The organism is Janthinobacterium sp. PSPC3-1 (genome assembly GCF_049896105.1).
Taxonomy (GTDB): domain Bacteria; phylum Pseudomonadota; class Gammaproteobacteria; order Burkholderiales; family Burkholderiaceae_D; genus Janthinobacterium.
Genome location: NZ_JAFCTQ010000001.1, coordinates 402,135 through 428,777, shown reverse-complemented (window position 1 = coordinate 428,777; position 26,643 = coordinate 402,135). Strand labels below are relative to the sequence as shown.

Here is a 26,643-nt window from a genome sequence, read left to right as displayed (position 1 = left end):
CAGTTCACAGCAGCTATCGCCATTTTGAGTCAACGAAGCGCCTCACTCCACTCCGCCAGCCGGGCCCAGCGCCCGCTGATGGACCTCCTTACCGGCTCAGCAAGCCGGCCAGTCGGCAGTCATATCGTTCTGTTCCATTGTTGTTCCCGCATCCACCCCATGCTGTGCCGCCATGAATTGGCTGCCGGTGGGAGATTCATTCCAGAAATTTTTTGATTGAGATCCTGATGCCACTGCCAAAATTACCGAGCAAGCCAGCCACCATCCTGGCCACCCAAGATTACCCAACCGCAGGCGCAGCGCGCCCGGCCACCAAAACCCCGGCAGCCAAGAAAGTGGCTGCACCGATTATTGAAGCGGCGATCGCCGAAGTTGCAAAACCGGTCCGCAATGCGGCCACCAAGATCAAGCAAGTGGCGGCACTGATGGTCGCCAAGCCTGCACCTGCACCTGTCGCGGCACCGGCGCCGGTCGCCGCTGCACCAGCGCCAGCGGCCAAGGCCAAGCCTGCCGCCAAAGCCAAGGCACCGGCCAAGGTGGCCGAAGCGCCAGTGGCGAAAGTCACGCCGATCAAGTCCGTCAAACAGGCCGAGCAAGCCCATCCGGCCAAGCACAAGCCGGTCGAAGTCCAGCTCAAATCGTCGGCCAGCCGCGCCGCCGACCAGCGTGGCGTATCGAAACTGTTCGTGCTCGACACCAATGTGCTGATGCACGACCCGTCGTCGCTGTTCCGCTTCGAAGAGCACGATGTCTACCTGCCGATGATGACATTGGAAGAGCTGGACAATCACAAGAAGGGCATGACGGAAGTCGCGCGCAACGCCCGCCAGGTGTCGCGCACGCTCGACGCGCTGATCAGCAATACCGACGACGACGCGATCGAGCACGGCATTGCGCTGTCCAAGCTGGGCAACAAGGACGCCAAGGGCCGCTTGTTCTTCCAGACGCGTCTGCAAAGCGCCGACCTGCCAGCCGGCCTGCCGGTCGGCAAGGCCGACAACCAGATCCTGGCCGTCGTGCGTTCGCTCGAATCGGAACAGGAGGGCCGCCCGGTGGTGCTGGTGTCGAAGGACATCAACATGCGCATCAAGGCGCGCGCGCTGGGCCTGCCGGCCGAAGACTACTTCAACGACCATGTGCTGGAAGACACGGACTTGCTGTACTCGGGCATCGTGCAACTGCCGGACGACTTCTGGAACAAGCACGGCAAGGACATGGAATCTTGGCAGGAAAGCAAGAACGGCTACAGCTCGACGTTCTACCGCGTCACCGGCCCGTTCATCCCGTCGCTGCTGGTGAACCAGTTCATCTACCTGGAACCGAAAAACGGCGAAACGCCGTTCTACGGCCAGGTAAAACAGATCAACGGCAAGACGGCCGTGCTGCAAACCCTGCGCGACTTCAGCCACACGAAGAACAACGTATGGGGCGTGACGGCGCGCAACCGCGAGCAGAACTTCGCGCTGAATTTGCTGATGAATCCGGAATGCGACTTCGTCACCCTGCTGGGCCAGGCCGGTACCGGCAAGACCCTGCTGGCCCTGGCCGCCGGTCTCGCGCAAGTGCTGGAAACCAAGCTCTACAACGAAATCATCGTCACCCGCGTGACGGTGCCGGTCGGCGAAGACATCGGTTTCCTGCCGGGTACGGAAGAAGAAAAGATGTCGCCATGGATGGGCGCCTTCGACGACAACCTGGAAGTGCTGAACAAGTCCGACTCGGATGGCGGCGAATGGGGCCGTGCGGCAACGCAAGACCTGATCCGCTCGCGCATCAAGATCAAGTCGCTCAACTTCATGCGCGGCCGCACTTTTGTGAACAAATTCCTGATCATCGATGAAGCGCAGAATCTGACGCCGAAACAGGTCAAGACCCTGGTCACGCGCGCCGGTCCCGGCACGAAGATCCTGTGCCTGGGCAATATCGCCCAGATCGACACGCCGTACCTGACCGAAGGTTCGAGCGGCCTGACCTATGTGGTCGACCGCTTCAAGGGCTGGTCGCACAGCGGCCACGTGACCCTGGCGCGCGGCGAGCGTTCGCGCCTGGCCGATCACGCCAGCGAAGTGCTGTAAGTTTTACCGGGCAGCGCCAGCTGCCGCAATCACAGAAAGCCACGGCCGCAGCGATGCGGGCGGGGCTTTTTTCTTGTCCAGCGCTTTATGCGCTGTCCTGCGGCCTGAGTTCAAACACCTCGCCATTTTTCTGCAGCAAGCCGCGCAGCAGCAGGTCATCGAGACGCAGCCTGATGGTTTCGCGCAGTTGCGGGCTGGTGGCCTTGAAGCCGAACAGGCGCGCCACGTACTGGGCAATCTCGACCAGTCCGGCGCCGTAGTTCTTTTGCAAGGTATCGAGGATGGCCACGTCGATTTCCTGCGGCGGCAGCATGTCGGGTTTGCGCAAGGTATCGGACAGCACGGCGCCACGATCGCGGATGGCGATCACGGTCTCGGGCAGGCTCAGGAAGTTATCAAGCCTGACCATTCCGTCAAAACGGACGGCGGCCGTGATCGCACGGTCGACCGCCACCTGAATGCGCGCGCCTGCCCGCTTCAATCCCCAGGCGCCGCGCAGGCGCACCACGACCTCATCGGCATGCACGGGACCCTCGACAGCGACAATCTGTTTGACCAGGGCGCTCAGGTCCGCCACTGGCAACTCGTGCAGGTCGTCGGCATGGGCCGGCTTGGCGGGAGCCGCTTCGACATACGCTGCCGGCCGCTGGCGATTATTCCTTTCCAGACCGATTTCCGCATGGTCTTCCCGTTCCACGGTGACCACCGACACGCCCGGCTTGCGTTCCTGGCGGCCATGGAGTTCGGCGCGCGCCGCCAGTTCCACCTTGGCCGCGTCGATGGCGAGGATCAGGCGCTGCAATTCGTTGTTGGGCCGTTGAAACCAGTCCAGGCTCCAGATGCGGTGGATGATCCAGCCATGGTCTTCCAGCACGGCCTGGCGCAGCCGGTCGCGGTCGCGCGCCGAACGCGAGCGGTGATAGGACTCGCCATCGCATTCGATGCCCAGCAAATAACGGCCCGGATGCTCGGCGTCGGCAATGCCCAGGTCGATGAAAAAGCCGGCGATGCCCACCTGCGGATGCACTTCGTAGCCGCAGGCCTTGACGGCGTCGGCCACCTGCACCTCGAACGGGCTGTCAACTTCGCGGCCCGGCGCGCGCGACGGAGCCAGCTTGCCGGTCCGGGCAAAATGCAGGAACAGCTTGAAGGCGGCCACGCCACGGCCCCTGGCCCGTTCCAGGTCGATGTCTTCGTCGGTAATCGAGGCGAACACTTCGCAGCGGCGCTTGGCCCGGCTGATCAGGACATTGAGGCGCCGCTCCCCGCCCTCGGCGCTCAAGGGACCGAAGCGCATGGCCATGGTGCCGAGCTTGTTGCGGCCATAACCGACCGAGATGAAAATCACGTCACGCTCGTCGCCCTGCACGTTTTCCAGGTTCTTGATAAAGAAGGGCTCGCTGGCATGCTGCTGGAAAAACGGCTCGACGTCCGGATGCTGGCGGCGCAACAGTTCCAGTTCATCCTGGATCGCGCGCCGCTGCTTGACGGAAAAGGTGGCCACGCCCAGCGAATGTTGCGGCGCGTTGCGCGCATGGTCGATGATGGCGGCGGCAATCACCCTGGCCTCTTCCGCATTGATGCCGGTATTGCCGGAATCGAACACGCCGTTGGCGATATGATGGAACTGCAGGCCCATGCCCGCTTCCTGGGTATACGGGCTGGGCACGATAAACAGCTTGTTTTCATAAAACTGGCTGTTCGACACCGCGATCAGCGACTGATGGCGGCTGCGGTAATGCCAGCGCAGCATGCGCTGCGGCAAGCCACGTGCCGTGAACAAGCCCAGGATGCTTTCAATATCGGACACCTGTGTGTCGTCGTCACCATCCTCGTCCGGCTCGGCGCTGGTCATCTTGGAAAAGAATTTGGTCGGCGGCAACTGGCGCTCATCGCCCACGACCACCACCTGGCGCGAACGCGCAATCGCCCCCAGCGCATCGACCGGCTGGATCTGGCTGGCCTCGTCCATCACAAGCAAGTCAAAACTCAATTGCCCGGCCGGCAGGAACTGCGCCACCGACAAGGGGCTCATCATGAACACCGGTTTCAGGGCCTGGATGGCGGGCGCGGCCCTTTGCATCAGGCGGCGGATCGGCATATGGCCCTTGCGCTTGGCCATTTCGCCGCGCAGCACGCCCAGCGGACCGATGGCGCCACCGCCCTGCGGGATGCGCCGGTGATGGGCGCGCACCACTTCCAGGCTGGATGCGGCAATGCGTTCCTTGTCCATCTGCACGAAACCGGCGGCCAGGCGGCCGTGCAGATGGCCGTCAAAATGCGCCAGCGCCTCGTCGCCGCGTACCTGGTCGGCGAACAGCGCCTCGAAGTAGGCCATAGTGAAGGTACGCATGGCATCGCGCGGCACCAGCACGCCCGCTTCGAGCTGGGTGACGATCTCGCCGATGCCCAGCTGGCGCGCCCTGGCGCAACGGTCGCGGTACATCACCCATTTCGACAGTTCTTCGGAAAATTCGATCCACAGTCCCAGCCGGCCCAGCAGGGCAAACGCCGGCAAGTCGATGATGGCCGGCACCTGGAAAAGTTTCTCGTTATTGGTGCACAGCTCGCCATACAGCGCGTCGAGCTCAAGCAGGAACCGGTCCTGCGCCGCCTCGATCTCGAGCGCGCGCCGCAAGGGCGCCGCGCGGTCGTCGTGGCGCGCCACCATCTGCCGCAACTGCTGATGGCCTGCCAGCCACAGCGCGCTGCTGCGCAAGTGGTTCCAGTCCGACTGCGGTCCCTGCCATGCCTCGCCGAAGGCACCGGCTGCCAGTTGGCCGGCGGCCTCGAGACGGGTTTGCAGCGCCTGCATCTCGATCAACAGGTCAAGCCGGGCAATTTTTTCGGCAGTGCCAGGCGGCACGTTCAACATGACGGACGCACAGCCGGCCTGGCAGCCATCGAGCCGCGCCACCTGTTCCGTAATCCGTTCCAGCAATGCCGCGTCCACGCTGGTCCACTCGCGAAACGCGGGTTCATCCTTCCAGCCGTTGAACCACATGGCATCGAGCAAGGGCCGGATTTCCCGCAGCAGGCTGTCAACCATCGCCGCGCGCCGGCTGATCTCCGCGCGGTCCGGCAACTTGCTGGCGATCATGCGCGGCTGCGCCCCCAGGCCGCGCAGGCTGCGCATCCATTCCACCAGCGCCAGCAGCGGCGCCGAACGCGTGCGCTCGCCGCGCCAGTCGGCGCCAAACGCGCCACTGCCAAACGTATCTTGCGAGGCGATGCGATCGATCAGTTTCCTGCCTTCGGCAAGCTCATCGAGCATTTCCAGCTGCTCCGGCAGCGGCGCGTCCGGATTGCGCAACACGCCCTTGACCTGCTTGCTGGCGGCGCGCCATTCACCGTTGACGAAACGCAGCAGGCTCTCGCCATGGGCGGCCAGCGTTTGTCTTGCCGGGACCAGGTCGAGCTGCCAGGCGCCACTGCTGACCTTGCCTTCCAGCCGCGCCTGCAAGCCTTCCAGCGCGGCAACTGCCTGCGCCAGGTCGGCCGCCTGTTCCACGCCCTGGTCCCACACCGTCGAGACGAACACGTCGGGACTGACGTCCGGCGCGGTCGCCACCTTTTGCGCCGTCTGCACCAGGCGGTTGATCTCGCCGTAGCTGGCCAGATAGCTGGCCGCATCGACACCGAGCAGGCGGCCCAGCAAGGCCACCTCGCCGGCCAACCGGCCCAGCAACGTTTGCAAGGCGACCGCCCGCTCGAATGCCTGCGCGCTCGCATGGGGCGGCAAGCCGGCCAGTTGTTGCCGCAAATCCAGCACATCGCGCTGCCAGGCATCGGGCCGGACCTCGCCCGCCAGCTCGGCCGTGACGCGCTGCAACCGCAGGCCATCGTCGATCAGGGCGACAAGGTCTGCTGCCTGACTGTCCCAGCCGGGCGAGCGCAAGGCCGCGGCGGACAGCTTGGGGGCAGCGGCGACTTCGCGCGCCAGTTCGATCAGATAGGCAAAGTCGCGCAGCACCGGCGGCGCCAGCGTATCGAGCGACAGGGCGAGATCGGCCTGCTGCGCGGCAAGCTCCTGGCAGCGCGCCCGCAAGGCCGTGATGCGCGCCACCAGGCGCTCGACGTCATTCGGCAGTATCACCTTGAGCGCCACGCCGCGCCATGGGTGATCCTGCGGCTCGCCGATATCGACGATGCGCTGCGCCAGCTCTTCGACCACGGCCAGGCGCTGCTGCACCTCGTCGGGCGACCAGCTTTCCGGCTGCTGCAAGCGGATATCGACCGGTTTGACATTGTCCTGGCGCAGCTTGCTCAGTTCACCGATCACCTGGTAAGGCGTCAGGATCGCGGCAGTGTGCGGCTGGTGCAGGCGCGCGCTGTGCGCGTTGAGCTCATTGCGCGCCGCCAGCAGGCGGCTGTTCAGGGTGGTGGCGGTGTCGCCCTTGGGCGAGCCCAGTTCCGAGGTGCGGCGCAGCTCGTCGAGAAACATCTTCTTGTTGGCTTTATTGCTGTGCAGCTCGATGCAGGCATCGCCGACGCCGGCCTGGTCCAGGCGCCGCTTGACCACTTCCAGCGCGGCCATTTTCTCGGCCACGAACAGCACCGTCTTGCCATCCGCAATCGCCGAGGCGATCACATTGGCAATCGTCTGCGATTTGCCGGTGCCGGGCGGTCCCTGGATCACCAGGTTGCGCCCGGCCCGCACATCGTGCACGGCCAGGGTCTGCGAGCTGTCGCAATCGACGATATGCAGCAGGTCGGCCGGCGCGATATGCTCGTCCAGATTGGCGTCTTCCGGTATCGTCGATTCTTCAAACGCGAAGCCATCGGACAGCAAGCCGCGCATCAGCGGCTGAGTCGTCAGCCCGCCTTCCGGCCAAGTGGCCGGATCGAGGTCGCGGTACATCAGGAACTTGGAAAAGGAAAAAAAGCCGAGCACGATATCGTCGCCATCGACCACCCAGCCTTCCTTGGATTTGACGGCGTCGCGCACGGCTTCGATATACGCCAGCGGATCGAATTCGTCGCCTGCTTCATACGCGGGCATTTTCAAATGATGCACGCGCTCCAGAAACGCTTCCAGCGACAGATTCGAGGAATGATCTTCCTGGCGCCATTTCAATTTGAATTGTTCGGCGGCGTTACCACGTTACAGGCTGACCGGTATCAATATCAACGGCGCATGGCGCACGTTCTTGGCATTCAATGGGTCGAGCCATTTCAAGGTACCGAGCGCCAGGAACAAAATATTGACGCCCTGCTCTTCTTCCAGGGTGCGGGCATCGAGATACATGTCGAGCAGGCGTTTCTGCAACCCTTTTGACGTCAGCCGCGTTTGCAGCTTGGTATCGGCGTGGCGCGACAGCACGCCGCGCTCATCGACACCGTTATTCTCGGGCTGCGCCAGCTCGCCGATTGCATCGGCGTCCTCTTCACTGTCCCTTTTATCCAGGTCGACCTTGTTTGCATCCCTGCCCGGTAAAAAAGTAAATGGCCGGCTTTCCGACACCATCAGGCGGAAGACCTCGCTGGTCTTCTCATCGACCACATCGATGGTGCGCGCCGTGGTCGAAGAGCGCGGGATATTGAGCAGGCGGTTGCGCGCTGTCAGGTCCAGCAATTCGGTGCGGGCGCGTTCCAGTTTCGCGTCCGCCGACAGGCTGGCCTGTAAAAAAGTTGATTCAAATGCTGGTACTACGACGTCGGCGTCATTCATTGTCGTCTCATCACTTCACTATAAATTGAACCGCTCGGGTTTTATCTGCAACTTTACTCCCTAACGATCCTCAATAAAGTAAAAGCGAAATGGAATCTGCCTGGAGCCGTGTGCTGTCGCGACGTTGAAACATTATTCCCAGATGATTTCCAGCGGCTCGCCCGGCACCAGTTCCGCTTCCTTGCCGGACAGCGGATACTCACGGTGTCCCAGCAGCACCCGGGTGACCAAGACCTTGTAGCTGCCGTCATGCAGGAAATGCACGACAAAGTAGTTGGCATGCGCGGCGTCATAACGGGGCACGGGCACGACCTTGACCACATGGATGTCCTGGCCATCTTTTACCGTGTACATGATGACCGTGACCGTCATGCCCGGCTGCCATTGCCTGGGGACCGACACGGAACCCATCATGCTGCCGCCGCCCCCGCCCGGATCGAGATAACCTGCTTCATCCCACGAGCCGTCCGCCAGCCGTACGACATAGCCGCCGATCCCATGCTCGGTATGGTTATAGCCGACCAGGCTCAAAAGCTTGGTCCGCTCGCCACAGCCAGCGCCGAGACAGCATAAAACGATCGCCAGCAACGCCACAACGCATCTGTTCGTGCACTTCATGCTCTGTTCTCCCTGTCACGCCAGCCATGCCGCATTTTTTCCGCACAAGATTGCCCATATTACAAGGTTTCAGGCGGAACGCGGTTTCTGCAGGCGACATGCTCTAATACGGTTCACCAACTTTCCCCCTGCCGCAATGCACCCAGCCTTCCAGTTCCTGCTCGCCACCTTTGTCTTCATGCTGCTCCATGTGTCTGCGATGGCGCTGTGCGCCCGCGCCTTCGGCATCACGATACGCCGCATTGCCTATGGCGTGGGGCCGGCCCTGTTTTCGGTTGGCAGGGCGCAGATCAGGTTGCTGCCGTTTGCCGGCAGCGTGGTGCTGAAGGACACGCGTGAAGAAGACATTTACGACGACGATCGTGGCAACGATATTTATAACGAGCGGCCGCTGTGGCAACAGCTCGCCGTGCCGCTCAGTGGCGTGGTGGTGCCCTTGATCCTGGCGCTGGGCTTGCTGGGCGCGCAGGGATGGGATAGTTTTACGGACGCGTTTGCGCAGATTATCGCGGGCGCGCTGGCGCCTTTGAACACGGCGCAACTGCTGCTGGCCGATGGCGAGGTGTTTGCCCGTTCGCACGGCTTTGCACTGGTGGCTGCCCTTGTCAGTGTGAAACTGTGTGCGTTCAACCTGCTGCCGTTTGGCGGCCTGAGCGGCGGCCAGGTGCTGCTGGCGCTGGCGCGCGGCGGCAAACCCTATGTGGCGTGGGAAGAGACGGTGGCGAAATGGCTGCTGCTGCCGGGGCTGGGGGTAGCGCTGGCGTGGCTGGTGGCGTTCGGGGTGTATTGCTGGCGTCATTCAATCGGGTAGCTGAGACCCAAAACGGAAGGCTGGGATACGACCCGGCGGGTCGGACCCCGGCATGCCACAACTTAAAAATTGACTTTCAGGCTCAGCTGCGCTTCGCGTTCGGCGCCGCGAAAGATGCCGCCGAAGTATTTTTTGTCGAATACGTTGCCCACGTTCAGCGCCAGCCGGTAGCGTGCCGTTTCATACGCGACCGCCAGGTCGGCCAACGTATAAGGATCGTTCATGTAAAGGGCGTTGGCGGCGCCGTTGTAGGGCGCGCTGCCACGGTAGCGCAGGCCGGCGGCCAGCATCAGGCCGGGCACGACATTGGGGCGGTAGTCGAGCCACAGGCTGGCCGCATGGCGCGTGGTCTGGATGGTCTGGCGGCCGAGCTCCCAGGCACGGTTGCTTTTCGTGGTGCGCGGGTCGAGGTAGGTGTAGCCGGCCAGCACATTGAGTTCATTGACGGGTTTGAAGGTCGCTTCCAGCTCCACCCCGGTGGAACGCACTTCGCCGGTCTGTATCGAGGCGCGCGGGTGTTCCGGGTCCTGCGTGGTGACATTGGTTTGCGTCAGGTCGAACAGCGACGCCGTCAGCAAGGTGCTGCTGCCGGGCGGCTGGTATTTCACGCCCAGTTCCACCTGCTTGCCCTTGCGCGGCTGGAAAGCCTTGCCATAAAAATCGCTGCCGGTGGCAGGATCGAAAGAGGTGGCATAACTGGCATACGGCGCCACGCCATTGTCGAACAGGTACAAGAGGCCGGTGCTGCCGGTGGTGGCGCTGTCGCTGATGCGCGTGGTGGTGGTGGCCGCCTGCGAACTGCTCGCGCGGTCGTGGCGCAGGCTGAGATTGGCGACCCACTGTTGCAGCTTGAACTGGTTCAAGGTGTAGATGCCGGTCTGCCTCAGCTGCTTGTGGTTGTACTCGAGTTCTGGCGCGGCAATGGCCTGGCCATACACGGGCGCGTAGATATCGAGATTCGGTACGTCCCAGCCAAAGCCCAGGCCGTCATTTTCCTTGTATTTCAGATAGTCGACACCCAGCACCACGCGGTGCTCCACTGCACCCCAGCGAAAGTCCTGCTGCGCGCGGCTGTCGACCGTGAAGGTCTTGCCATCGACTTTTTCCGCCAGGTTGGCGCGCGTGGCGGTGCGGCCGTCGGCCAGCAGGTCCATCGCGTAGATATGCTGGTAATCGACCTTGATGGTCGAGTAGCGCAGGTTCTGCGTCAGGCGCCAGCCGCTGTCCATCGCATGCTCGAACATATAGCCGAGCGCGCGCGTATCGCGGTTGAAGTAATCGAACGACGGGTCGCCCGCCGTGCGGCTGACGGGCAAGTCCTTGATTTGCGGATAGACGAACAGGCTGGGCCACCATGATTTCGGCGTACCGCGCTCCTGCGACCAGGTACCGAGCAGGGTCAGGCTGCTGCGGCCAGACATGGCCCAGCGCAACGAGGGCGAGAGCGACAGGCGGTCGTTCTGCGAGCCGACCAGGCGATCGTCGGCGTTGCGCCCGCTGACGATCACGCGGTACAGCAGATCGTCATTGGCGCCCAGCGCGCCGCCCAGGTCGGCATTCGCCTGGTAATTGCTGTAGCGGCCGGCCGATACGCCCACCGTATTGACATGATCGCGCCCGGGCAGCTTGGAAGTGACATTGATCATGCCGCCAGGGCGCCCCTGGCCATAGAACACGGACGCCGGCCCCTTGACCACTTCCACGCTCTCGACCTCTTCCATCTCGGCATTCCAGGAGCCATAGCTGCCGGCCGACAGCAGCTTCAGCCCATCCTGGTAGTACGAACTGCCGTCGCTGAAACCGCGGATGGTAGCGCCCGACATGCGCACGTCGGTGCCGGCCACGTCGGTCATCACGCCGGCCGTGTAGGCCAGCGACTGCTCGATGTTTTTCGGCGCCTGCGCCTTGAGCTGCTCGTGCGTGACCACCGACACGGCGCGCGGCGTCTCGATCAGCGGCGTGCCGATCTTGGTGGCGGCCACGCTGACCGGCGCATAGCCGCGCGCGACGGTCGCCGCCTCGCCATCCTGCACGGCCGTGACGGAAATGAGCGGCATCACGGCGTCGGGCGCCTTGGCTGCGACGGCAGCGGCGGCGCGCAGCACATAGCTGCCCGGCGCCAGTTCCACCGCCTGCAACCCGGTGCCCGCCAGCAAGGCGGCCAGCGCCGCCTGCGGCGTGTACTGGCCCTGCAGCCCGGCTGTCGTCTTGCTGCTGGCCTGATCCGGCGTATAACTGAGCAGGACATTCGCCGCGCTGGCCAGGCTGCGCAGCGCCGGCGCCAATGGTCCGGCGGGGATGCTGTAGGCAAGGCGCGCTCCCTGCTGGTTGCTGGCCGGCTGCGCCTGCGCGTACGCATCGGCTGGTGCGCCCGCATACAGCGCCAGGCTGCAGACGGCCAGTGAAACGGCCTGGACTAGCGGTTTGGATTTTAATTTTAAAGAAGAACGATGCTGCTGATTGCCGGCTGACATGTGATGCCTTTCAAAGTGCGTGCCAAAGAGGGTGTCTATCAAGCAGGTGCCTTGAAAATGCGGATCGGTCAGGTTTTGTTGAAAATAAATGATAATCTCATCACGGCCATGCATGCCGTGGCCTCTCACTTTTCCCGGAGCTGCTGTTGATTTCACCTCGTTTGTCGCGTCTTTGGACCTGGCTGTGCGCACTGTGCCTGATGGCGATGACGCTGGCGCACGCGGCCACGCCGCTTCCCATCTTGCAATCGCATGTAAACGACTACGCCGGCGTGCTGGCCGCACGCGGCCCGGCCATCGACGCGACACTGAAAACCTTCGAGACGCAAAGCGGCCACCAGGTATTCGTGCTGACGGTCGACCGCCTGCCTGCGGACACCTCGATCGACGCCTATGCCGTGGCGGTATTCGAACAATGGCAGCCGGGCCGCAAGGGGCGTGACGATGGCGCGCTGCTGGTGATCGCCACCGGCGACCGGAAGATGCGCATCGAAACCGGTTATGGACTGGAAGACAAACTGACGGATCTGCACAGCGCGCGCATCGTGCGCGAGGTGATCACGCCGCGTTTCCAACAAGGCGATATCGAGGGCGGCGTGGCCGATGGCGTCGACGCCATGCTGGCTGTCATTTCGGGCCAGCCGGCCGCCGCGCCGCTGGCTGGCGCCAAGGTCGCGAACAAGGAAATCTCGGGCGCCGCCAAATGGATCGTGCTGGGCCTGTTCGGTTTCCTGCTGCTGTTTGCGCTCGGCATGTCGCTGTTTGCGGGCGTGTTCGGCCTGCTGGCCAGCGTGATCGTCGCGGTGTCGGTGGTACTGCTGTTCGCCAGCGACTGGCGCGGCTGGATCATTGCGGGCACGGTGGTGCTGGCGTGGCTGCTGCTGCGCTGGTGGATGGTGGCGAACAATGTGCGCAAATATCACTTGCCGAAGGCGCGCAATCAAACACTGGCGTGGCTCGGGGTCTATCTGTTTTCGCTGGGGTTTGCGCGTGGCGGGCCGCAAAAGAAGCGGGAGCGCAATGACCGGCGCAGCGGTGGTGGAACGTCGGGCGGCGGTTCGTCGGGCGGCAGCGGCACCTCCGGCGGCGGCGGGCGCTCGGGCGGAGGTGGCGCGTCGGGATCGTGGTAAGGCCGGCAGGCCCCACCACCATGCGGCGCAGGGTTATCCCACCAGCACCAATTTACGGTTGACGAACTCCATGATGCCCAGGTCCGACAGTTCGCGGCCATAGCCGGAATGCTTGACGCCGCCAAATGGCAGGTCCGGCGCCGTGATCGCCGGCGAGTTGATAAAGACCATGCCCGTCTCGATCTGGCTGGCCAGTTTCTTGGCGCGCGCGATATCGGTGGTGATGATGGTGCCGCCCAGACCGAACGGCGAGTCGTTGGCCAGCGTGATCGCCTCGTTCTCGTCTTTCACACGGAAGATCATGGCGACGGGCGCGAAGAACTCCTGGTAGTAGACGGGATTGTCGGGTGTCACATCGGTCAGGATGGTCGGCTCCATGAAGTAACCGGTGCGGTCAACTTGCTTGCCGCCCAGCAGCACTTTCGCGCCGCCTTCGACCGCCTGGCCCACCTGTTTCACGGCCAGCTTCAGTGCCGCTTCGCTCGACAATGGCGCCAGCGTGGTGGCCGCGTCCATCGGGTCGCCCGCCTGCAACTTGGCCAGTTCGGCCTGGAAGCGTTCGACAAAGGTGTCGGCGATGCTGTCGGCCAGAATAAAACGTTTCGAGCCGTCGCAGACCTGGCCCGAATTCTGGATGCGGCCGATCACGGCCAGTTTCACCGCCAGGTCCATGTCGGCGTCGCCCAGCACGATGAAGGCGTCGCTGCCGCCCAGTTCCATCGTGGTCTTTTTCAAGGCCTTGCCTGCGGTGGCGGCAACCGATGCGCCGGCCCGTTCACTGCCGGTCAGCGCCACGCCCTGCACGCGCGGGTCGGCAATCGCCGTGGCCACCTGCTCGCTGGAGAAAAAGGCATTGGTGTAGGCGCCGGCCGGCGCGCCCGCATCGGCAAACAGTTTTTCAAACGCCAGCGCGCATTGCGGCACGTTCGACGCGTGTTTCACGACCAGCGTATTGCCGGCCATCAAGTTCGGGCCGGCCACGCGGGCCAGCTGGTAATACGGGAAGTTCCACGGCTCGACGCAGAAGATCACGCCCAGCGGCGCAATTTCCACGCTGGCCTCGCCGCGCTTGACGTCGAGTTGCTTGGGCGCCAAAAACTGTTCGGCGTTGTCGGCGTAGTAGTCGAGGATTTTCACGCACAGCGACACTTCCTGCTGCGCTTCCTTGAACAGCTTGCCCATTTCCAGCGTGATCAGCTTGGCGAAATCGTCGCGCTGCTCTTTTAACAGGCTGGCCGCTTTCTTGACCACGGCCTTGCGCTCGGCGAAGCTGCGCTGGCGCCAGTCGCTCTCGAAGGTGGTGGCGGCCTGGGCCAGGATGGTTTCCATTTGCGCGTCGCTGTGCGGCGTGAAGGTTTGTTCGATCTGTTCGCTGTACGGATTCGTGGTCTGATAGCTCATCTGTTTTCCTTTGTCATGACGCCCCGCGATTGCATGGGTAGCTTTTCAGTATGCGCCGGTAAGGCAAACGCTACCGTTCGGGGACGTACATAGTGGCGGCCTCAAATATTTGCCCAAAAGCAGCACTGGACGTATGCTGCTTGTTTTAAATGCATGGGAGCGCCATCATTCTTGCCTACCCCGCCCTGCTGGTCATCCGCGCTTACCAGCGCTACCTGTCGCCGCTGAAAGGCTATGCGTGCGCCTTCCGCGTGCTGACCGGACGCGACAGCTGTTCCGCCTATGGCTATCGCGCGATCGAACGGTTCGGCCTGCTGCGCGGAATGGCATTGCTACGGCGCCGCACGCGTGCCTGCAGCCGGCATTACCAGGCACATCAGGCGGCGGCATCCGCCATGCGATACCGCGCCGCCCGCCATCAGGCGCAGGCCGGCTATTGCGACTGCGACCTGCCATCGGCGGATTGTGCGAACTGCGCCTGTGATGCAAGCGAGCTGCTCGATTGCTGCGACTGGCCGCGCAAAAAGAAAAAATCAGCTTGATTATGATATTTATGAAATATACATTCATAAAATGAATAACTGCCATCGCCATTCTGAATTGGCGGCCCGCAAACTGGCGGCCTATACTCCTGCCCTCTCCCCTACATTGCCACCCATGAACACCCATTCCGGTCCGCACGCCTTGCGGGCTTGTTGTTCGCAGCACTTGTCTCCTTTCTCCACCAGCTTCGGGAGCATGCCATGATCGTGCGCGAACGCCCTTCGGCGCTAAGGCTGTTCCTTATCGTGCGCGGTTCCATCCTGCCGCGCATCCGCGTCACCCTGATCGTCAACACCCTGATCGCCACCCTCGTCACCTGGTGCCACGGCACGCTGTTCGACCACAAGGTGATCCTCACCACCATCCCGTTTACCCTGATCGGCCTGCCGTTGGCGATCTTCCTCGGCTTTCGCAATACGGCCGCCTATGACCGCTACTGGGAAGGGCGCAAGCTGTGGGGCGAACTGGTGCTGCGTAGCCGCAACTTTTCGCGCCAGTGCCAGAGCATGATCCAGAGCGACACGGTGGCGCACGCAAAACTTGGGCTGGACGACGTACGCGTGCGCATGGTCTGCCGCACCATCGCCTTTTGCCATGCGCTGCGCCACCAGTTGCGCGATTCAAAGTGCGCGTCTGATTTGCAGCCGCTGCTGCGGCCCGGCGAATGGGAGCTGGCCTGCAAGTCGTCGAACCCGTCCGACTACCTGATGCAGCAGATGGGCCATGACCTGGCCACCTGCGTGCGCGAACAACGCATCGACACCATCCTGGCCGCGCAGCTCGACAATTCGATCTCGGCCATGGTGGGCGCCGGCGCCTCGTGCGAACGCATCCGCGGCACGCCGATTCCGTTTTCGTACTCGCTGCTGCTGCACCGCACGGCCTATCTGTATTGCTTCCTGCTGCCGTTCGGCCTGGTCGACTCGCTCGGTTTCATGACGCCGTTCGTGGTGGCCATCGTCGCCTACACCTTCTTTGGCCTCGATGCGCTCGGCGACGAGATCGAAGAGCCGTTCGGCGAAGACGCCAACGACCTGCCCCTGTCGGCCATCTGCCGCACGATTGAAATCAACCTGCGCGAGTCGCTGCAGGACGAGCAGCTGCCGCCGCCGATGCAGCCGGAAAACTTCATGTTGACCTGATCGACACCAGGCGCCGCACGGCAGGTGCGCCGCTTGACCTTCCCATGGCAGCAAGGCTTATAGTGGCCATGTTAACCATTCAGGAGGAATCGCCATGTACCAGTTACAAGTTGAAAACATGACCTGCGGCCATTGCGTCAGCGCCGTCACCAAGGCCGTGCAGTCGGTCGACCCGCAGGCACAAGTGCAGATCGAGCTGGAAGAGAAAAGCGTCAAGGTCGGCACCGACAAGGCGTTGGAAGCCATCCGCGCGGCCATCGTGGAAGCCGGTTATCCGGTCACCAGCGCGCAGCCGCAATAGGCGCAATAGGCGCGGCTCAGCCATCGAGTTCCGGATAATGCCGGAAGATCCCTTCCTCGCTGAACGGCAGCCGCCTTTTGGACTTGAGGTAACGGGCAATATTGGGCCGCGCCGCCACGCTGTCGTGCAAGTCGGACAACGCCGGGTAGCGCGGCGCCAGCCGTTCCATGGCCTGCGGAAAGGCATAGCGCAGGCCAGCCATCATCTGGAACAGCGACAGGTCGCCATACGTCAGTTTGGCGCCGACCAGGAAGCTGCCCCGGCTGCCGTTATTGGCCAGCACCTGGGTGAAATAATCGAGGAATTTCGGCAGGCGCGTTGCACGGAAATCTGCCGAACGCAAGGCGGCGGCGGCCGCCTGGTCTTCATAATACTGGCCCATCGACAAGGGATGATGCGTGTCGTGCACTTCCGTCAGCCAGTCGGCCATGGTCAGCTGCAACTGGTTCAGCCACAGCCGGCCGGCCTCGGCGCGCGGCGCCAGGCCCAGCTGCTTGCCCAGGTAAAACAAAATATTCGGCGTCTGCGCGAGCAGCAGCTCGCCATGGCCCAGCACCGGCGGCGCATACGCCACCTGCGCCGTGGCATCGCCATCGAGGCAGGCCAGCAGGGCGCTCATGCCCTGCCGCTTGCCCTTGCGCTCGGGCAGGCGCGCCACGTCCTGGTAGTCGGCGCCCGCTTCTTCCAGCGCCAGGCGGACGAATTCGCCGCGGCCCTGGATGGTGGGCCAGTAATACAGCAGATACGGTGCGCTCATGGATGACCTCTCTAGGGTGGCAAAACACAATTAATCAAGGCTCAGCAGGTAGGCCGCCATGTCGCGCGCGTCGTCGGCGCCCACGCCCAGCTTCGGCATGGCCGTCTGCGGTTTCACGGACTGCGGATCGCGTATCCACTGCTGCAGATGGGCATCGGTATTGGCCAGGCGCCCGGCCAGGTAGCGCCGCTGCGCCAGCTTGTCCAGGGGCGGGCCGACATATACTTCCGAACCGGTAATGCCGGGGATCATGTGGCAGGCCTGGCAGGCGAACTGCGTCAGCGCGACCTTGCCCCGTTCGATGCTGGTGGACGGATTCGGCGCGCGGCCATGCGTGGTCTGCGGCTTGTCGTTCAGCGGCGCGGATACTGTCGCGAGTTTTGCATAATCCTGTGTCGACATGGCCGGCAGCTGGCCCAGGAACGCCACCACCGCCCACAGTTGCTCTTCATCCAGATGATGGCCCCAGGCCGGCATGCCGCTCATCTTGATGCCGTGCCGCGTGATCCAGTACAGCTCGTTCTTGCGCCAGCGCCTGGCGGCGTCGACCAGCGGCCCCGGGATCGGCTGCATGCTCTGGCCGATGGCCTCCTGCGCCACGCCCGGCGCGCCATGGCACTGCGCGCAATGCTGGCGGTACAGGCCGGCACCGGCCACCAGTTGCGCTTTGGCAGCACCAGCGGCCAGGGGCTCGGGCACCTTCACCTCGCCGGCATGGTGGCGCACCGATTCGTGCATGCCCTGCTCGAGCACGCTGTACACGGGTTGCCAGTGCTGCTTGGTGGCGCCGATGTTGTACCAGCCGCTTTTCAGCACGAACACGCCGGCCAGCGCACCTGCTGCGCCGCACACCAGCAAGGTGGCGGCGATGGTGCGAACGATGGTCGCGCGGCGCGTAGGCATCAGGGTGGCTCCTTTGACAGTGGCGGCCGGCTTGCTGCGCCGGCACTTCTATTGAACGCAAGGAAATAATAGCTTTATCGTAGTATAAAGATTCACCCAGTTTCAGCAGGAAGCAATCGTGCGCAAGCCCTTTAACGACTGTCGACCGACCGCCCGCCTGGCCTGCCTGCTGGGCTGCGCCTTGCTGGCCAGCGCCTGCGATACGCGCGACATGCCGGCGCCTCCCGCTCCCGCCACGCTCCTCGGCAATGCCGAACGGGGCCAGCGCCTGCTGGCGCAGTTCCAGTGCGGCGCCTGCCACCAGATTCCCGACGTGCCGGCCGCGCGCAGTTACATGGGCCCCAGCCTGGCCAATATGGGCAAGCAGAGCTATATCGCCGGCCAGTTTCCGAACCAGCCCGAAACACTGGTGCGCTGGATCGTCGATCCGCAAGCCATGCAGCCAGGCACCCTGATGCCGGCCATGGGCGTGTCCACCGACCAGGCGCGCGACATGGCCGCCTATTTGTATGGCCTGCCATGAGCGCGCAGTTCTGGCAATCGGCGTTGCATCCTGCCGGTCCCGACGCGGCCATCATCCACAATCTGTCGTGGCTGCTGATCATCGGCGCCAGCGTGATCCTGCTGGGCATGATGGTGCTGCTGGCGCTGGCGCTGCGCCGCAAAAAACCAGGCGCGGCGGTGCGGCCGCTGCGCTGGCTGGTCGGTGGCGGCGTGGTGCTGCCGCTGGTGGTGCTGACGGCGCTCCTGGCCTGGAGCACCTTGCGCAGCGCCCACCTGACGCGCCCGTCGTCGCAGCACGCGGTCAAGATCGCGGTCACCGCCAGGATGTGGTGGTGGGAAGTGCGCTACACCGACCCGGCCAGCAGACGCGATATCGTGCTGGCCAATGAAATCCGCCTGCCGGCCGGGCAAAGCGTCTACCTGGGTCTGACCAGTACCGACGTGATCCACAGCTTCTGGGTGCCGGCGCTGGCCGGCAAGGTCGACATGCTGCCGGGTCGCCTGCACGGCATGACAGTACGCGCCGACCAGCCCGGCATGTACCGCGGACAGTGCGCCGAATACTGCGGCGAACAGCATGCGCGCATGGCGCTGCATGTGGTGGTGCAAACGCCCGAAGAATTCAGCACCTGGCTGGCCAACCAGGCCAGGCCGGCCGCGACGCCCTCCGGCGCGCTGGCGCTGCGCGGGCGCGATGCGTTTGTCGCCCGGCGCTGCGTGGCCTGCCACACGGTGCGCGGCGTGGAGGACAAGGCGCAACTGGGACCGGACCTGACCCATATTGGCAGCCGTTTGTATCTGGGCGCCGGCACCTTGCGCAACAGCCCCGGCGCCATGGCCGGCTGGATCGCCGATCCGCATGCCAGCAAGCCCGGCGTGCGCATGCCGGCCGCCGGCGACCTCGACAGTGCGACCCTGGCCGCCCTCACCGCTTACCTGGAGCAACTGCAATGACACACTCCGCATTGCCAAGCTCCCTGCCGCGTTCACCGGACGAACTGGCCAAGCTGGAAGCCATCTGGCGCACGCCGACCGGCTGGCGCTTCTTTACGACCGTCAATAACAACAATATCGGCCTGCTGTATATCGGCACGGCGCTGCTGTTCTTCGTGCTGGCCGGCATCCTGGGCCTGCTGATACGGCTGCAGCTGGCGGTGCCGGAAAATGATTTCCTGTCGGCCGGCACCTATAACCAGATCTTCACCATGCACGGCACGGTGATGATGTTCTTGTTCGCCATTCCCGTGGTCGAGGCGATCGCCGTGTATTTGTTGCCCGGCATGCTCGGTGCGCGTGATCTGCCGTTTCCGCGCCTGTCTGCCTATGCCTTCTGGGCCTATGCGGTCGGTGGCCTGGGGTTCTTTACCAGCCTGTTCTGGGGCCTGGCACCCGACGGCGGCTGGTTCATGTATCCGCCACTGACGGGCAAGGAGTATTCGCCGGGCCTGAACGCCGACTTCTGGCTGCTGGGCATCGGCTTTATCGAGATCTCGGCGATTGCCGGCGCGATCGAACTGATCGTCGGCATCCTCTATACGCGTGCGCCGGGCATGACCCTGTCGAAAATGCCGGTGTATGCCTGGGCCATGCTGGTGGTCGGCGTGATGATCGTATTTGCCTTTCCCGCCGTAATCGCCGGCACCACCTTGCTGGAAATGGAACGGGCCTTCGACTGGCCCTTCTTCATTGTCGAGCGCGGTGGCGATCCGCTGCTGTGGCAGCACCTGTTCTGGTTCTTCGGCCATCCCGAGGTGTATATCATTTTCCTGCCGGCCGCCGGCATGGTCTCGACCATGATCCCGACGCTGGCCGGCACGGCCCTGGTCGGTCACCGCTCGATCGTGGCGGCCCTGCTGGCGGTGGGCTTTTTCAGCTTTGCGCTGTGGGCCCACCATATGTTCACGGCGGGCCTGGGCGTGCTGGAAATGAGCCTGGTGTCGGCCGCCAGCATGGCCGTGGCGATCCCGACCGCCGTGCAGGTGTTTGCCTGGATCGCCACCTTGTGGCGCGGCCAGGCCAGTCCTGCCAACGCCCCTACCCTGTTCCTGCTCGGCTTTATGTTCATCTTCGTGCTCGGCGGATTGACGGGCGTGATGGTGGCCGTGCTGCCGTTCGACTGGCAGGCGCACGACACCTATTTCATCGTGGCGCATCTGCACTACGTGCTGATCGGCGGCATGGTGTTTCCGATGTTTGCCGGTTTTTATTACTGGCTGCCGCTGGTCAACGGCCATCGCCTGTCCGAGCGCTGCGCGCGCTGGGTCTTCGGCCTGATGTTCGGCGGCTTCAACCTGGCGTTTTTTCCGATGCACCTGACGGGTCTGTGGGGCATGCCGCGCCGTGTCTACACCTATCCGGCCGACATGGGCTGGAACAATCTGAATATGGCGTCGAGCATCGGCGCGCTGGTGCTGGCGCTGGGCATCGTGCTGTTCTTTATCGACCTGGTGCGTACCCTGCGCAAACCACAGCAGGAACACGGCAACCCGTGGCGCGCCGCCACCCTCGAATGGCTGCCGATGGAAGACTACGCCGTGCGCAGCATCCCCGATATCGGCTCGCGCCACCCGCTGTGGGACCAGCCCAACCTGCCCGAGGAAGTGGTGGCCGGCCAACACTGGCTGCCCGGCACCGTCACGGGCTTGCGCGAAACGATTATCACCAGCCCGATCCAGGCGCGCCCCTTGTACCTGCAGATCTTGCCCGGCGACAGCGCATGGCCGCTGGTCGGCGCGCTGGGCACGGCCGGCTTCTTCCTGCTGCTGACGATAGAACAAACCCTGCTGGCGTGGGCGTGCGGGATTGCCGCCATCGTGGCCATCCTTGCCTGGATGTGGCAATCCGACAGCACCCCGCCCATGACGACGGCGCGGGTATCGGACACCGTTGTGCTGCCGGTCGGCATCACCGGCCCGGCATCCCACTCCTGGTGCGCCACCATCATCATGCTGGTGGTCGACGCCAACATCTTTGCCGCGTTTGCGTTTGCGCATATCCATAGCGCGATGGCGCTGCAGATCTGCCCCCCGCCGGGCGCCAGGTTGCCGGCGCCGCTGTGGCCATGGGCCGCCTGCGCGCTGTTGATTTTGGGATCGATCATGATGCTGTTGGCGCGCAAAATGCAGTTAAGCAACAGGCAAGGACTGCTGCGCCTGGCCGTGCTGCTGGCGCTGGCCTGCGCCTTGGCCGGCTTCGGCCTGGCCTGGCATAGCCAGGCGCTGGCGGGACTGTCGCCAACCACCAGCGCCTGGGCCGCCACCGTGGCGGCATTGCTGGCCTACCAGGGTTTTCATATCGTGATCCTGGTGCTGGTGGCGGGATTTTTGTGCGCCCGTTCGTGGGCCAACCGCCTGCTGCCAAGCCACCGCGTCACGCTCGACAACTGCAGCCTGCTGTGGCACGGCACGGCGCTGCAGGGCATTATCGGGATTGCCATCGTGCACTTGATGCCGTCATTGATGGGCTAAGGAAAATTGCATGCGCGCACAAAACCATTTGCTCCGTCAACTGCTGCAACCGTCGCTGCCGCTGCTGGTGTGGGGCGTGCACTTTTTCTTTTGCTATATTGTGGCGGCCGAGCAGGGTCGCTTCGGCCAGGCGTCGCTGTCGTGGACGGTGGGAATCGCCTCGCTGCTGGCGCTGGCGTTACTGACAGTGCTGTGCTGGCGCGCAGTGCGACGCTTGCATGCGGGTGGCGCCATCAGCATGCTGGACTGGGCCAGCGCGGCCTGCGCGGTGCTGGGTATGATTGGCGTGCTGCTTACCTGTCTTCCGCTGGTGCTGCTCCGGTATTGACGCTCTTTGCTGCACCGCCTGGTGCAACGGCTCTTCCTTGGCTGCCTTGATCCACACCGGGTGCGTTGACGCCGACCTTCTTTTCCGCGCTTTGCTGTAACTCGCCGCTGAACCGGTAACCCAATAGCAGCGCACCCAGCACGAAAATCGACACCAGATTGACCAGCAGATTGCCGGCGACATCGCACGCCCAACCCGACAATGTGCGTCTGGCATTGAGGCTTTCACTGATGGCAGCCAGCCTGGCGGCCAAGCCGGCATGAACCGTATCAATTTGCCGGTGTAGGGTATCTTTGCGCGTAGCGGCTTCGGTGCGTTCCACCAGTTCATCAAGACTGGCGTTAAGGAAGGTTTGCGCCAGCGCCTCGCCCTGTGTGCGATATGCGGCAATGGACGTATCCAGGGCGGCAATGGCATGGAAACTCTCCACTTCTTCACGACGCAGCTCGCGCCCGCCAAAAGACTTGAAATAGTCGACTTTTTGCTGCTTGTAGATGATGTAGGCAAACGCACCGACCAGATCGTTTGGGTCAGCCGTCAGTTTTTCATAAATGGTATTGTAGGCCACCGCCAACAATCCTATTTTTGGGCCAACACCACGCTCTTGGCATAGCCATACGCCTGACGCATCTTTTCACGCGACACCCCTATTTCACGCATGATCTTGGCGGCGACGGGGGAGGCAGGCGCATGCGACAAGCTTGAAGCGGGAAACTCCGCGCCAGGATGGCCGTTCGACATCCGGATCATGATGGCAGCCACGTCGCTGCGCGAGAAAGCTGATTTTGCACTCATGCTATCGGCTCCTGTCAAATTCAAATGAACTCGCCGTCTAACGGCGCCTGCAAATTATACATCCGTTACGGCGCAGGTTTTGAGCAGGAAGTTTGACATTAACCACAACATGCTTTGCCGGTTCCGCCTTCCCCCATCGCCAGCCCCAGATTCTGCAAGATCGGGCAATCGGGCTGGTCGTCGCCATGGCAGGAACCGGCCAGTTGACTGAGGGTATCGCGCATGTCGGTCAGTTCGGCAATGCGCTGGTTCAGGTCGGCCACATGGGCCAGGGCGATGGTTTTCACGTCAGCGCTGGCGCGCTGGTCGTTTTGCCACAGCGACAGCAGTTCGCGGATCTGTTCCAGCGAAAAGCCCAGGTTGCGCGAGCGCTTGATGAAGTGCAGTGCATGCAGGTCTTGCGAGGTGTAAATGCGGTAGCCGGCATCGCTGCGTGCGCTGGGTTTCAACAGCGTAATGCTTTCGTAATACCGTATCATTTTTGCCGAGACCCCGGTCTCGCTTGCCGCCTGGCCGATATTCATTGCTTACTCCTCTTGGTGATGCGCGCCGCGCGCCTTCCAGCGCCGCAGCAGCAAGGCATTGCTGATCACGCTGACCGAGCTGAACGCCATCGCCGCGCCCGCCACCATGGGGTTCAGCAAGCCGAACGCGGCCAGCGGAATGCCGATCAGGTTATAGATAAATGCCCAGAACAGGTTCTGCCGTATCTTGCTGTAGCTGCGGCGCGAGATGTCGATGGCGTCCGCCACCAGGGCCGGATCGCCGCGCATCAGGGTAATGCCGGCCGCATGCATGGCCACGTCGGTACCGGTAGCCATGGCGATACCGACATCGGCCGCCGCCAGCGCGGGCGCATCGTTGATGCCGTCGCCCACCATGGCGACCTTGGCACCGGCCGCTTTCAGCTCCATGATTCTAGCGGTTTTATCGGCCGGCAGCATTTTGGCCACCACCGTGTCGATACCCAGCTGCTTGCCGACCGCCTCGGCGCTACCCTGGTTGTCGCCCGTCAGCATGACGGTGGCGATGCCCAGCGCGTGCAGCCGGGCGATCGCCTCGCGGGCGCCGGGCTTGACCTGGTCGCTAAAGGCGAACAATCCCAGCAATTGCGTGCCGGCAGACAGCCAGGAAATCGTGTTGCCGGCAGCTTCCAGCGCCTGCGCCTGGCTGGCCAGCGGCGCCATGTCCACGCCCTCCTCCTGCATCAGCCGCGTGCTGCCCAGTTTCAGCGCCATGCCATCGACCTGCGCCGCCAGGCCCCGGCCCGGCAGGGCCGACAGTCCGCTCGCCGGCAAGGCCACGATGCCGCGCGCGCCGGCCGCCTCCAGCACGGCCTTGGCCAGGCTGTGTTCGCTGCCCGACTGTATGCTGGCCGCCAGCAGCAGGAGTCGCTCCTCGTCCACGCCATGCGCATGCAGTGCGGCCAGCACCGGCTTGCCCAGCGTCAAAGTACCCGTCTTGTCGAACACGACAGTCGTGACGGCATGCGCCACCTCCAGCGCTTCGGCGTCCTTGATCAGGATGCCGTAACGTGCCGCCACGCCGGTGCCGGCCATGATGGCGGTCGGCGTAGCCAAGCCCAGCGCGCACGGGCAGGCGATCACCAGCACGGCGACGGCATTGATGATGGCGGTTTCCAGGTCGCCATTGGTGAACCACCAACCGAGCAAGGTCAGCAGCGCCAGCCCCAGCACCACGGGAACAAAAATGGCGCTGACCTTGTCGACCAGGTGCTGGATCGGCGCCTTGGCGGCCTGCGCGTCTTCCACCAGGCGGATAATGCGCGACAAGGTGGTCTCCGCGCCGACTGCGGTCGTCCTGACCAGCAGCAAGCCGTCACCATTGATGGCGCCGCCGGTGACCTGGTCGCCCACATGCTTGTCGACCGGCAGGCTTTCACCGGTGATCAGCGACTCGTTGACCTGGCTGGCGCCGTCCACCACCACGCCATCGACGGCGACCCGCTCGCCGGGCCGTATCACCGCCAGGTCGCCCAGCCTGACCAGTTCCACCGGCACATCGCTCTCCACGCCGTCGCGGCGCACGCGCGCCGAGGCCGGCCGCAACACTTGCAAGGCCCGGATCGCCGAAGCCGTCTGCCGCTTGGCGCGCCCTTCCAGCCATTTGCCCAGCAGCACCAGGGTGATCACCACGGCCGACGCTTCGAAATACAGGTGCGGCAACATCTCCTCGGCTGTGAGCCACTGATAGACCGACAAGCCATACGCGGCGCTGGTACCGAGCGCCACCAGCAGATCCATATTGCCACTGCCCGCCTTGACCGCCTTCCAGCCCGCCTTGTAGAAACGCGCGCCCAGGTAAAACTGCACCGGCGTGGCCAGCGCGAATTGCAGAGCGCCCGGCAGCATCAGGTGGATGCCGGCCCACTCCAGCAGCATCGGCAGCATCAAAGGCAAGGCCAGCAGACCGGCAAAGACCACCTTGATCCCGTCATGCGATGGCGCTGGTGCCCCGACCTCGCCCTGCAGCGGCACGCTGGCCGCATAGCCGGCAGCGGTGACCGCCGCCACCAGCGTGGACGCCTCGACGCCGCTGACCGTCACGCGCGCGCTTTCGGTAGCCAGGTTGACGCTGGCGGCCAGGACACCCGGCACTTTCAATAATGCTTTTTCCACCCTTCCCACGCACGAGGCGCACGTCATGTCGGCCACTTTCAGGTCGATGTCCGTGCTGGCCAACGCATAGCCGGCCTTGTCCACCGCCGCCTGCAAGGTGGCCAGCGGCACGTTCTGGCTGGACGCCACCCTGGCCGTATCGGTGGCCAGGTTGATGCTGGCGCTGGTCACGCCCGGCACGGCCGCCAGCGCCTTTTCAACGCGGGCCACGCACGAGGCGCAGGTCATGCCTTCGACCGTGAACGATTGCAAATAGGGGGAAGCTGGCTGCATGGCGCGGATCCTGTAGACAAGAATATATGCCTGCAGGATCAGCTATCCAACGATGGGAAGGTCAAGCACCGATTAGCGCACGATGCAATCGACGGCATTCGGCTTGCCAGCATCGCTATTGACTGCGGCCGGCGCAGTGCTCGAGTTGAAGATGGGCGGTGGCGAAAACGGAATACCCGGATTGGTCGGCACAACCACGGGGGGCTGCTTGAAGCTCGGCGTGAACCCGAACTGGTCGGCGCCGACATTGAGCGAACCGGCGGGATTGCTCACATGGATCATGCCATCGAGCACCTGCACATACAAACCGGGTGGCGTGGCCCCCGCCGCCGGCGCGGGTGGCAGCGCCGATTGCCCCGGCGTCGGCGCTGGCACGAAGGTAGCAATGAAATACGTGCCGCGTATGCCGATGGTGGCGACCGGCGTCTTCAGCGAGAACTTTTCCTTGTTGCGCTTGCCGAGCAAACCCGACAGCGAACGCAGGCCGCCCTTGACCAGGTTGAACGAGGCGCGGTCACCATCGGGCTGGTCGGCCTGGTAGGCAAACTGCTCGACCACGAACGTGGTGGACGGTTTCAGGGTGATCTCGCTGCTGTCGATGAATTTCACCAGCGCATAGGTGTTTTTCTCCGTCACCAGCGTGTCGCCAGACTCCACCTCGGACTTGAGCGACAATACCTTGATCTTGCCATCGGCCTTTTTCGCCATCAGCGGGCCGCTCAGCTGCGTGACCGTACCGGCCACTTGCGCCATCGCCTGCAGGCTGACGCTCATCAGCGCCAGCCACAACAAGGCGCATATCAGCATGGGC

At 63.6% G+C, this 26,643-nt stretch carries 22 protein-coding genes; 10 read left to right on the top strand and 12 right to left on the bottom strand.

Going from position 1 to position 26,643, the window contains the following annotated elements:
• The first annotated feature begins 227 nt into the window (after positions 1–227).
• The gene (locus ACP7B7_RS01895; RefSeq protein ID WP_308925185.1) at positions 228–2,075 is read left to right on the top strand and encodes a PhoH family protein; all 1,848 of its coding nucleotides are present in this window, start codon (positions 228–230) and stop codon (positions 2,073–2,075) included.
• A gap of 85 nt (positions 2,076–2,160) precedes the next feature.
• Here ACP7B7_RS01895 and ACP7B7_RS01890 read toward each other — a convergent pair whose 3' ends face one another.
• The 3 genes from ACP7B7_RS01890 to ACP7B7_RS01880 all read right to left on the bottom strand — a co-directional run bounded on the left by ACP7B7_RS01890 (position 2,161) and on the right by ACP7B7_RS01880 (position 8,277).
• The gene (locus ACP7B7_RS01890; protein WP_426075571.1) at positions 2,161–7,152 is read right to left on the bottom strand and encodes a DUF3320 domain-containing protein; all 4,992 of its coding nucleotides are present in this window, start codon (positions 7,150–7,152) and stop codon (positions 2,161–2,163) included.
• A gap of 27 nt (positions 7,153–7,179) precedes the next feature.
• Positions 7,180–7,746, bottom strand: a complete 567-nt coding sequence (locus ACP7B7_RS01885; protein WP_426075570.1) for a DUF4011 domain-containing protein — start codon at positions 7,744–7,746, stop codon at positions 7,180–7,182.
• Between the two features lie 132 nt (positions 7,747–7,878).
• A complete protein-coding gene (locus ACP7B7_RS01880; RefSeq protein WP_426075569.1) occupies positions 7,879–8,277 on the bottom strand; it encodes a DUF3304 domain-containing protein in 399 nt (132 codons plus the stop codon).
• Positions 8,278–8,500: 223 nt separating this feature from the next.
• Here ACP7B7_RS01880 and ACP7B7_RS01875 point away from each other — a divergent pair, with 223 nt between their 5' ends.
• Positions 8,501–9,175, top strand: a complete 675-nt coding sequence (locus tag ACP7B7_RS01875; RefSeq protein ID WP_308925183.1) for a site-2 protease family protein — start codon at positions 8,501–8,503, stop codon at positions 9,173–9,175.
• Positions 9,176–9,237: 62 nt separating this feature from the next.
• Here the strand turns inward: ACP7B7_RS01875 and ACP7B7_RS01870 are convergent, their stop codons facing one another.
• A complete protein-coding gene (locus ACP7B7_RS01870) occupies positions 9,238–11,649 on the bottom strand; it encodes a TonB-dependent siderophore receptor (protein ID WP_308925182.1) in 2,412 nt (803 codons plus the stop codon).
• Positions 11,650–11,795: 146 nt separating this feature from the next.
• Between ACP7B7_RS01870 and ACP7B7_RS01865 the strand changes: the two genes are divergently transcribed.
• On the top strand, positions 11,796–12,779 hold the full coding sequence (locus tag ACP7B7_RS01865; RefSeq protein ID WP_426075568.1) for a TPM domain-containing protein: 984 nt from the start codon (positions 11,796–11,798) through the stop codon (positions 12,777–12,779).
• Between the two features lie 33 nt (positions 12,780–12,812).
• Here ACP7B7_RS01865 and ACP7B7_RS01860 read toward each other — a convergent pair whose 3' ends face one another.
• Positions 12,813–14,180 (bottom strand): NAD-dependent succinate-semialdehyde dehydrogenase, encoded by a 1,368-nt coding sequence (locus ACP7B7_RS01860; RefSeq protein ID WP_308925180.1) that lies wholly within the window; start codon positions 14,178–14,180, stop codon positions 12,813–12,815.
• Positions 14,181–14,329: 149 nt separating this feature from the next.
• On the opposite strand from ACP7B7_RS01860, the gene yidD reads away from it, so the two are divergent.
• From yidD to ACP7B7_RS01845, 3 genes are all read left to right on the top strand, one after another.
• Positions 14,330–14,722: a membrane protein insertion efficiency factor YidD gene (yidD, locus tag ACP7B7_RS01855; protein ID WP_308925179.1), complete on the top strand. Its 393-nt coding sequence runs from the start codon at positions 14,330–14,332 to the stop codon at positions 14,720–14,722.
• Between the two features lie 201 nt (positions 14,723–14,923).
• The gene (locus ACP7B7_RS01850; RefSeq protein WP_426075567.1) at positions 14,924–15,865 is read left to right on the top strand and encodes a bestrophin family protein; all 942 of its coding nucleotides are present in this window, start codon (positions 14,924–14,926) and stop codon (positions 15,863–15,865) included.
• Positions 15,866–15,959: 94 nt separating this feature from the next.
• Positions 15,960–16,166 (top strand): heavy-metal-associated domain-containing protein, encoded by a 207-nt coding sequence (locus ACP7B7_RS01845; RefSeq protein ID WP_426075566.1) that lies wholly within the window; start codon positions 15,960–15,962, stop codon positions 16,164–16,166.
• 16 nt (positions 16,167–16,182) lie between these two features.
• Here ACP7B7_RS01845 and ACP7B7_RS01840 read toward each other — a convergent pair whose 3' ends face one another.
• Positions 16,183–16,923 carry a glutathione S-transferase gene (locus ACP7B7_RS01840; protein ID WP_426075565.1) on the bottom strand — a complete coding sequence of 247 codons (741 nt, stop codon included), beginning with the start codon at positions 16,921–16,923 and terminating at the stop codon, positions 16,183–16,185.
• A 30-nt stretch (positions 16,924–16,953) separates the two neighbouring features.
• Complete coding sequence (locus ACP7B7_RS01835) at positions 16,954–17,826, bottom strand: c-type cytochrome (protein WP_426075564.1); 873 nt, start codon at positions 17,824–17,826, stop codon at positions 16,954–16,956.
• Between the two features lie 118 nt (positions 17,827–17,944).
• On the opposite strand from ACP7B7_RS01835, the gene ACP7B7_RS01830 reads away from it, so the two are divergent.
• Genes ACP7B7_RS01830 through ACP7B7_RS01815 form a run of 4 tightly spaced genes read left to right on the top strand, consistent with a single transcriptional unit; the run spans position 17,945 to position 22,125 of the window.
• Positions 17,945–18,349: a c-type cytochrome gene (locus ACP7B7_RS01830; RefSeq protein WP_426075563.1), complete on the top strand. Its 405-nt coding sequence runs from the start codon at positions 17,945–17,947 to the stop codon at positions 18,347–18,349.
• A complete protein-coding gene (coxB, locus tag ACP7B7_RS01825) occupies positions 18,346–19,284 on the top strand; it encodes a cytochrome c oxidase subunit II (protein ID WP_426075562.1) in 939 nt (312 codons plus the stop codon). Before ACP7B7_RS01830 ends, coxB begins: the two co-directional genes overlap by 4 nt.
• Positions 19,281–21,797: a cbb3-type cytochrome c oxidase subunit I gene (locus ACP7B7_RS01820; RefSeq protein WP_426075561.1), complete on the top strand. Its 2,517-nt coding sequence runs from the start codon at positions 19,281–19,283 to the stop codon at positions 21,795–21,797. Before coxB ends, ACP7B7_RS01820 begins: the two co-directional genes overlap by 4 nt.
• Positions 21,798–21,807: 10 nt before the next feature.
• A complete protein-coding gene (locus ACP7B7_RS01815; protein ID WP_426075560.1) occupies positions 21,808–22,125 on the top strand; it encodes a hypothetical protein in 318 nt (105 codons plus the stop codon).
• Here ACP7B7_RS01815 and ACP7B7_RS01810 read toward each other — a convergent pair.
• The 5 genes from ACP7B7_RS01810 to ACP7B7_RS01790 all read right to left on the bottom strand — a co-directional run bounded on the left by ACP7B7_RS01810 (position 22,091) and on the right by ACP7B7_RS01790 (position 26,639).
• On the bottom strand, positions 22,091–22,693 hold the full coding sequence (locus tag ACP7B7_RS01810; RefSeq protein WP_426075559.1) for a hypothetical protein: 603 nt from the start codon (positions 22,691–22,693) through the stop codon (positions 22,091–22,093). The genes ACP7B7_RS01815 and ACP7B7_RS01810 overlap by 35 nt on opposite strands.
• A gap of 11 nt (positions 22,694–22,704) precedes the next feature.
• Positions 22,705–22,920: a hypothetical protein gene (locus tag ACP7B7_RS01805; protein ID WP_308925169.1), complete on the bottom strand. Its 216-nt coding sequence runs from the start codon at positions 22,918–22,920 to the stop codon at positions 22,705–22,707.
• A 98-nt stretch (positions 22,921–23,018) separates the two neighbouring features.
• A complete protein-coding gene (cueR, locus tag ACP7B7_RS01800; RefSeq protein ID WP_426075558.1) occupies positions 23,019–23,444 on the bottom strand; it encodes a Cu(I)-responsive transcriptional regulator in 426 nt (141 codons plus the stop codon).
• 3 nt (positions 23,445–23,447) lie between these two features.
• Positions 23,448–25,832 carry a heavy metal translocating P-type ATPase gene (locus tag ACP7B7_RS01795; RefSeq protein ID WP_426075557.1) on the bottom strand — a complete coding sequence of 795 codons (2,385 nt, stop codon included), beginning with the start codon at positions 25,830–25,832 and terminating at the stop codon, positions 23,448–23,450.
• A 72-nt stretch (positions 25,833–25,904) separates the two neighbouring features.
• A complete protein-coding gene (locus ACP7B7_RS01790; protein WP_426075556.1) occupies positions 25,905–26,639 on the bottom strand; it encodes a FecR family protein in 735 nt (244 codons plus the stop codon).
• Positions 26,640–26,643: the final 4 nt, after the last annotated feature.

Excerpts from the sequence above, each read along its gene's own strand:
- ACP7B7_RS01895 (WP_308925185.1), top strand. The coding sequence starts at position 228 with ATGCCACTGCCAAAATTACCGAGCAAGCCAGCCACCATCCTGGCCACC.
- ACP7B7_RS01885 (WP_426075570.1), bottom strand. The coding sequence starts at position 7,746 with ATGAATGACGCCGACGTCGTAGTACCAGCATTTGAATCAACTTTTTTA.
- ACP7B7_RS01875 (WP_308925183.1), top strand. The coding sequence starts at position 8,501 with ATGCACCCAGCCTTCCAGTTCCTGCTCGCCACCTTTGTCTTCATGCTG.
- ACP7B7_RS01870 (WP_308925182.1), bottom strand. The coding sequence starts at position 11,649 with ATGTCAGCCGGCAATCAGCAGCATCGTTCTTCTTTAAAATTAAAATCC.
- ACP7B7_RS01860 (WP_308925180.1), bottom strand. The coding sequence starts at position 14,180 with ATGAGCTATCAGACCACGAATCCGTACAGCGAACAGATCGAACAAACC.
- yidD (WP_308925179.1), top strand. The coding sequence starts at position 14,330 with ATGCATGGGAGCGCCATCATTCTTGCCTACCCCGCCCTGCTGGTCATC.
- ACP7B7_RS01850 (WP_426075567.1), top strand. The coding sequence starts at position 14,924 with ATGATCGTGCGCGAACGCCCTTCGGCGCTAAGGCTGTTCCTTATCGTG.
- ACP7B7_RS01845 (WP_426075566.1), top strand. The coding sequence starts at position 15,960 with ATGTACCAGTTACAAGTTGAAAACATGACCTGCGGCCATTGCGTCAGC.
- ACP7B7_RS01840 (WP_426075565.1), bottom strand. The coding sequence starts at position 16,923 with ATGAGCGCACCGTATCTGCTGTATTACTGGCCCACCATCCAGGGCCGC.
- ACP7B7_RS01835 (WP_426075564.1), bottom strand. The coding sequence starts at position 17,826 with ATGCCTACGCGCCGCGCGACCATCGTTCGCACCATCGCCGCCACCTTG.
- coxB (WP_426075562.1), top strand. The coding sequence starts at position 18,346 with ATGAGCGCGCAGTTCTGGCAATCGGCGTTGCATCCTGCCGGTCCCGAC.
- ACP7B7_RS01820 (WP_426075561.1), top strand. The coding sequence starts at position 19,281 with ATGACACACTCCGCATTGCCAAGCTCCCTGCCGCGTTCACCGGACGAA.
- ACP7B7_RS01815 (WP_426075560.1), top strand. The coding sequence starts at position 21,808 with ATGCGCGCACAAAACCATTTGCTCCGTCAACTGCTGCAACCGTCGCTG.
- ACP7B7_RS01805 (WP_308925169.1), bottom strand. The coding sequence starts at position 22,920 with ATGAGTGCAAAATCAGCTTTCTCGCGCAGCGACGTGGCTGCCATCATG.
- cueR (WP_426075558.1), bottom strand. The coding sequence starts at position 23,444 with ATGAATATCGGCCAGGCGGCAAGCGAGACCGGGGTCTCGGCAAAAATG.
- ACP7B7_RS01795 (WP_426075557.1), bottom strand. The coding sequence starts at position 25,832 with ATGCAGCCAGCTTCCCCCTATTTGCAATCGTTCACGGTCGAAGGCATG.
- ACP7B7_RS01790 (WP_426075556.1), bottom strand. The coding sequence starts at position 26,639 with ATGCTGATATGCGCCTTGTTGTGGCTGGCGCTGATGAGCGTCAGCCTG.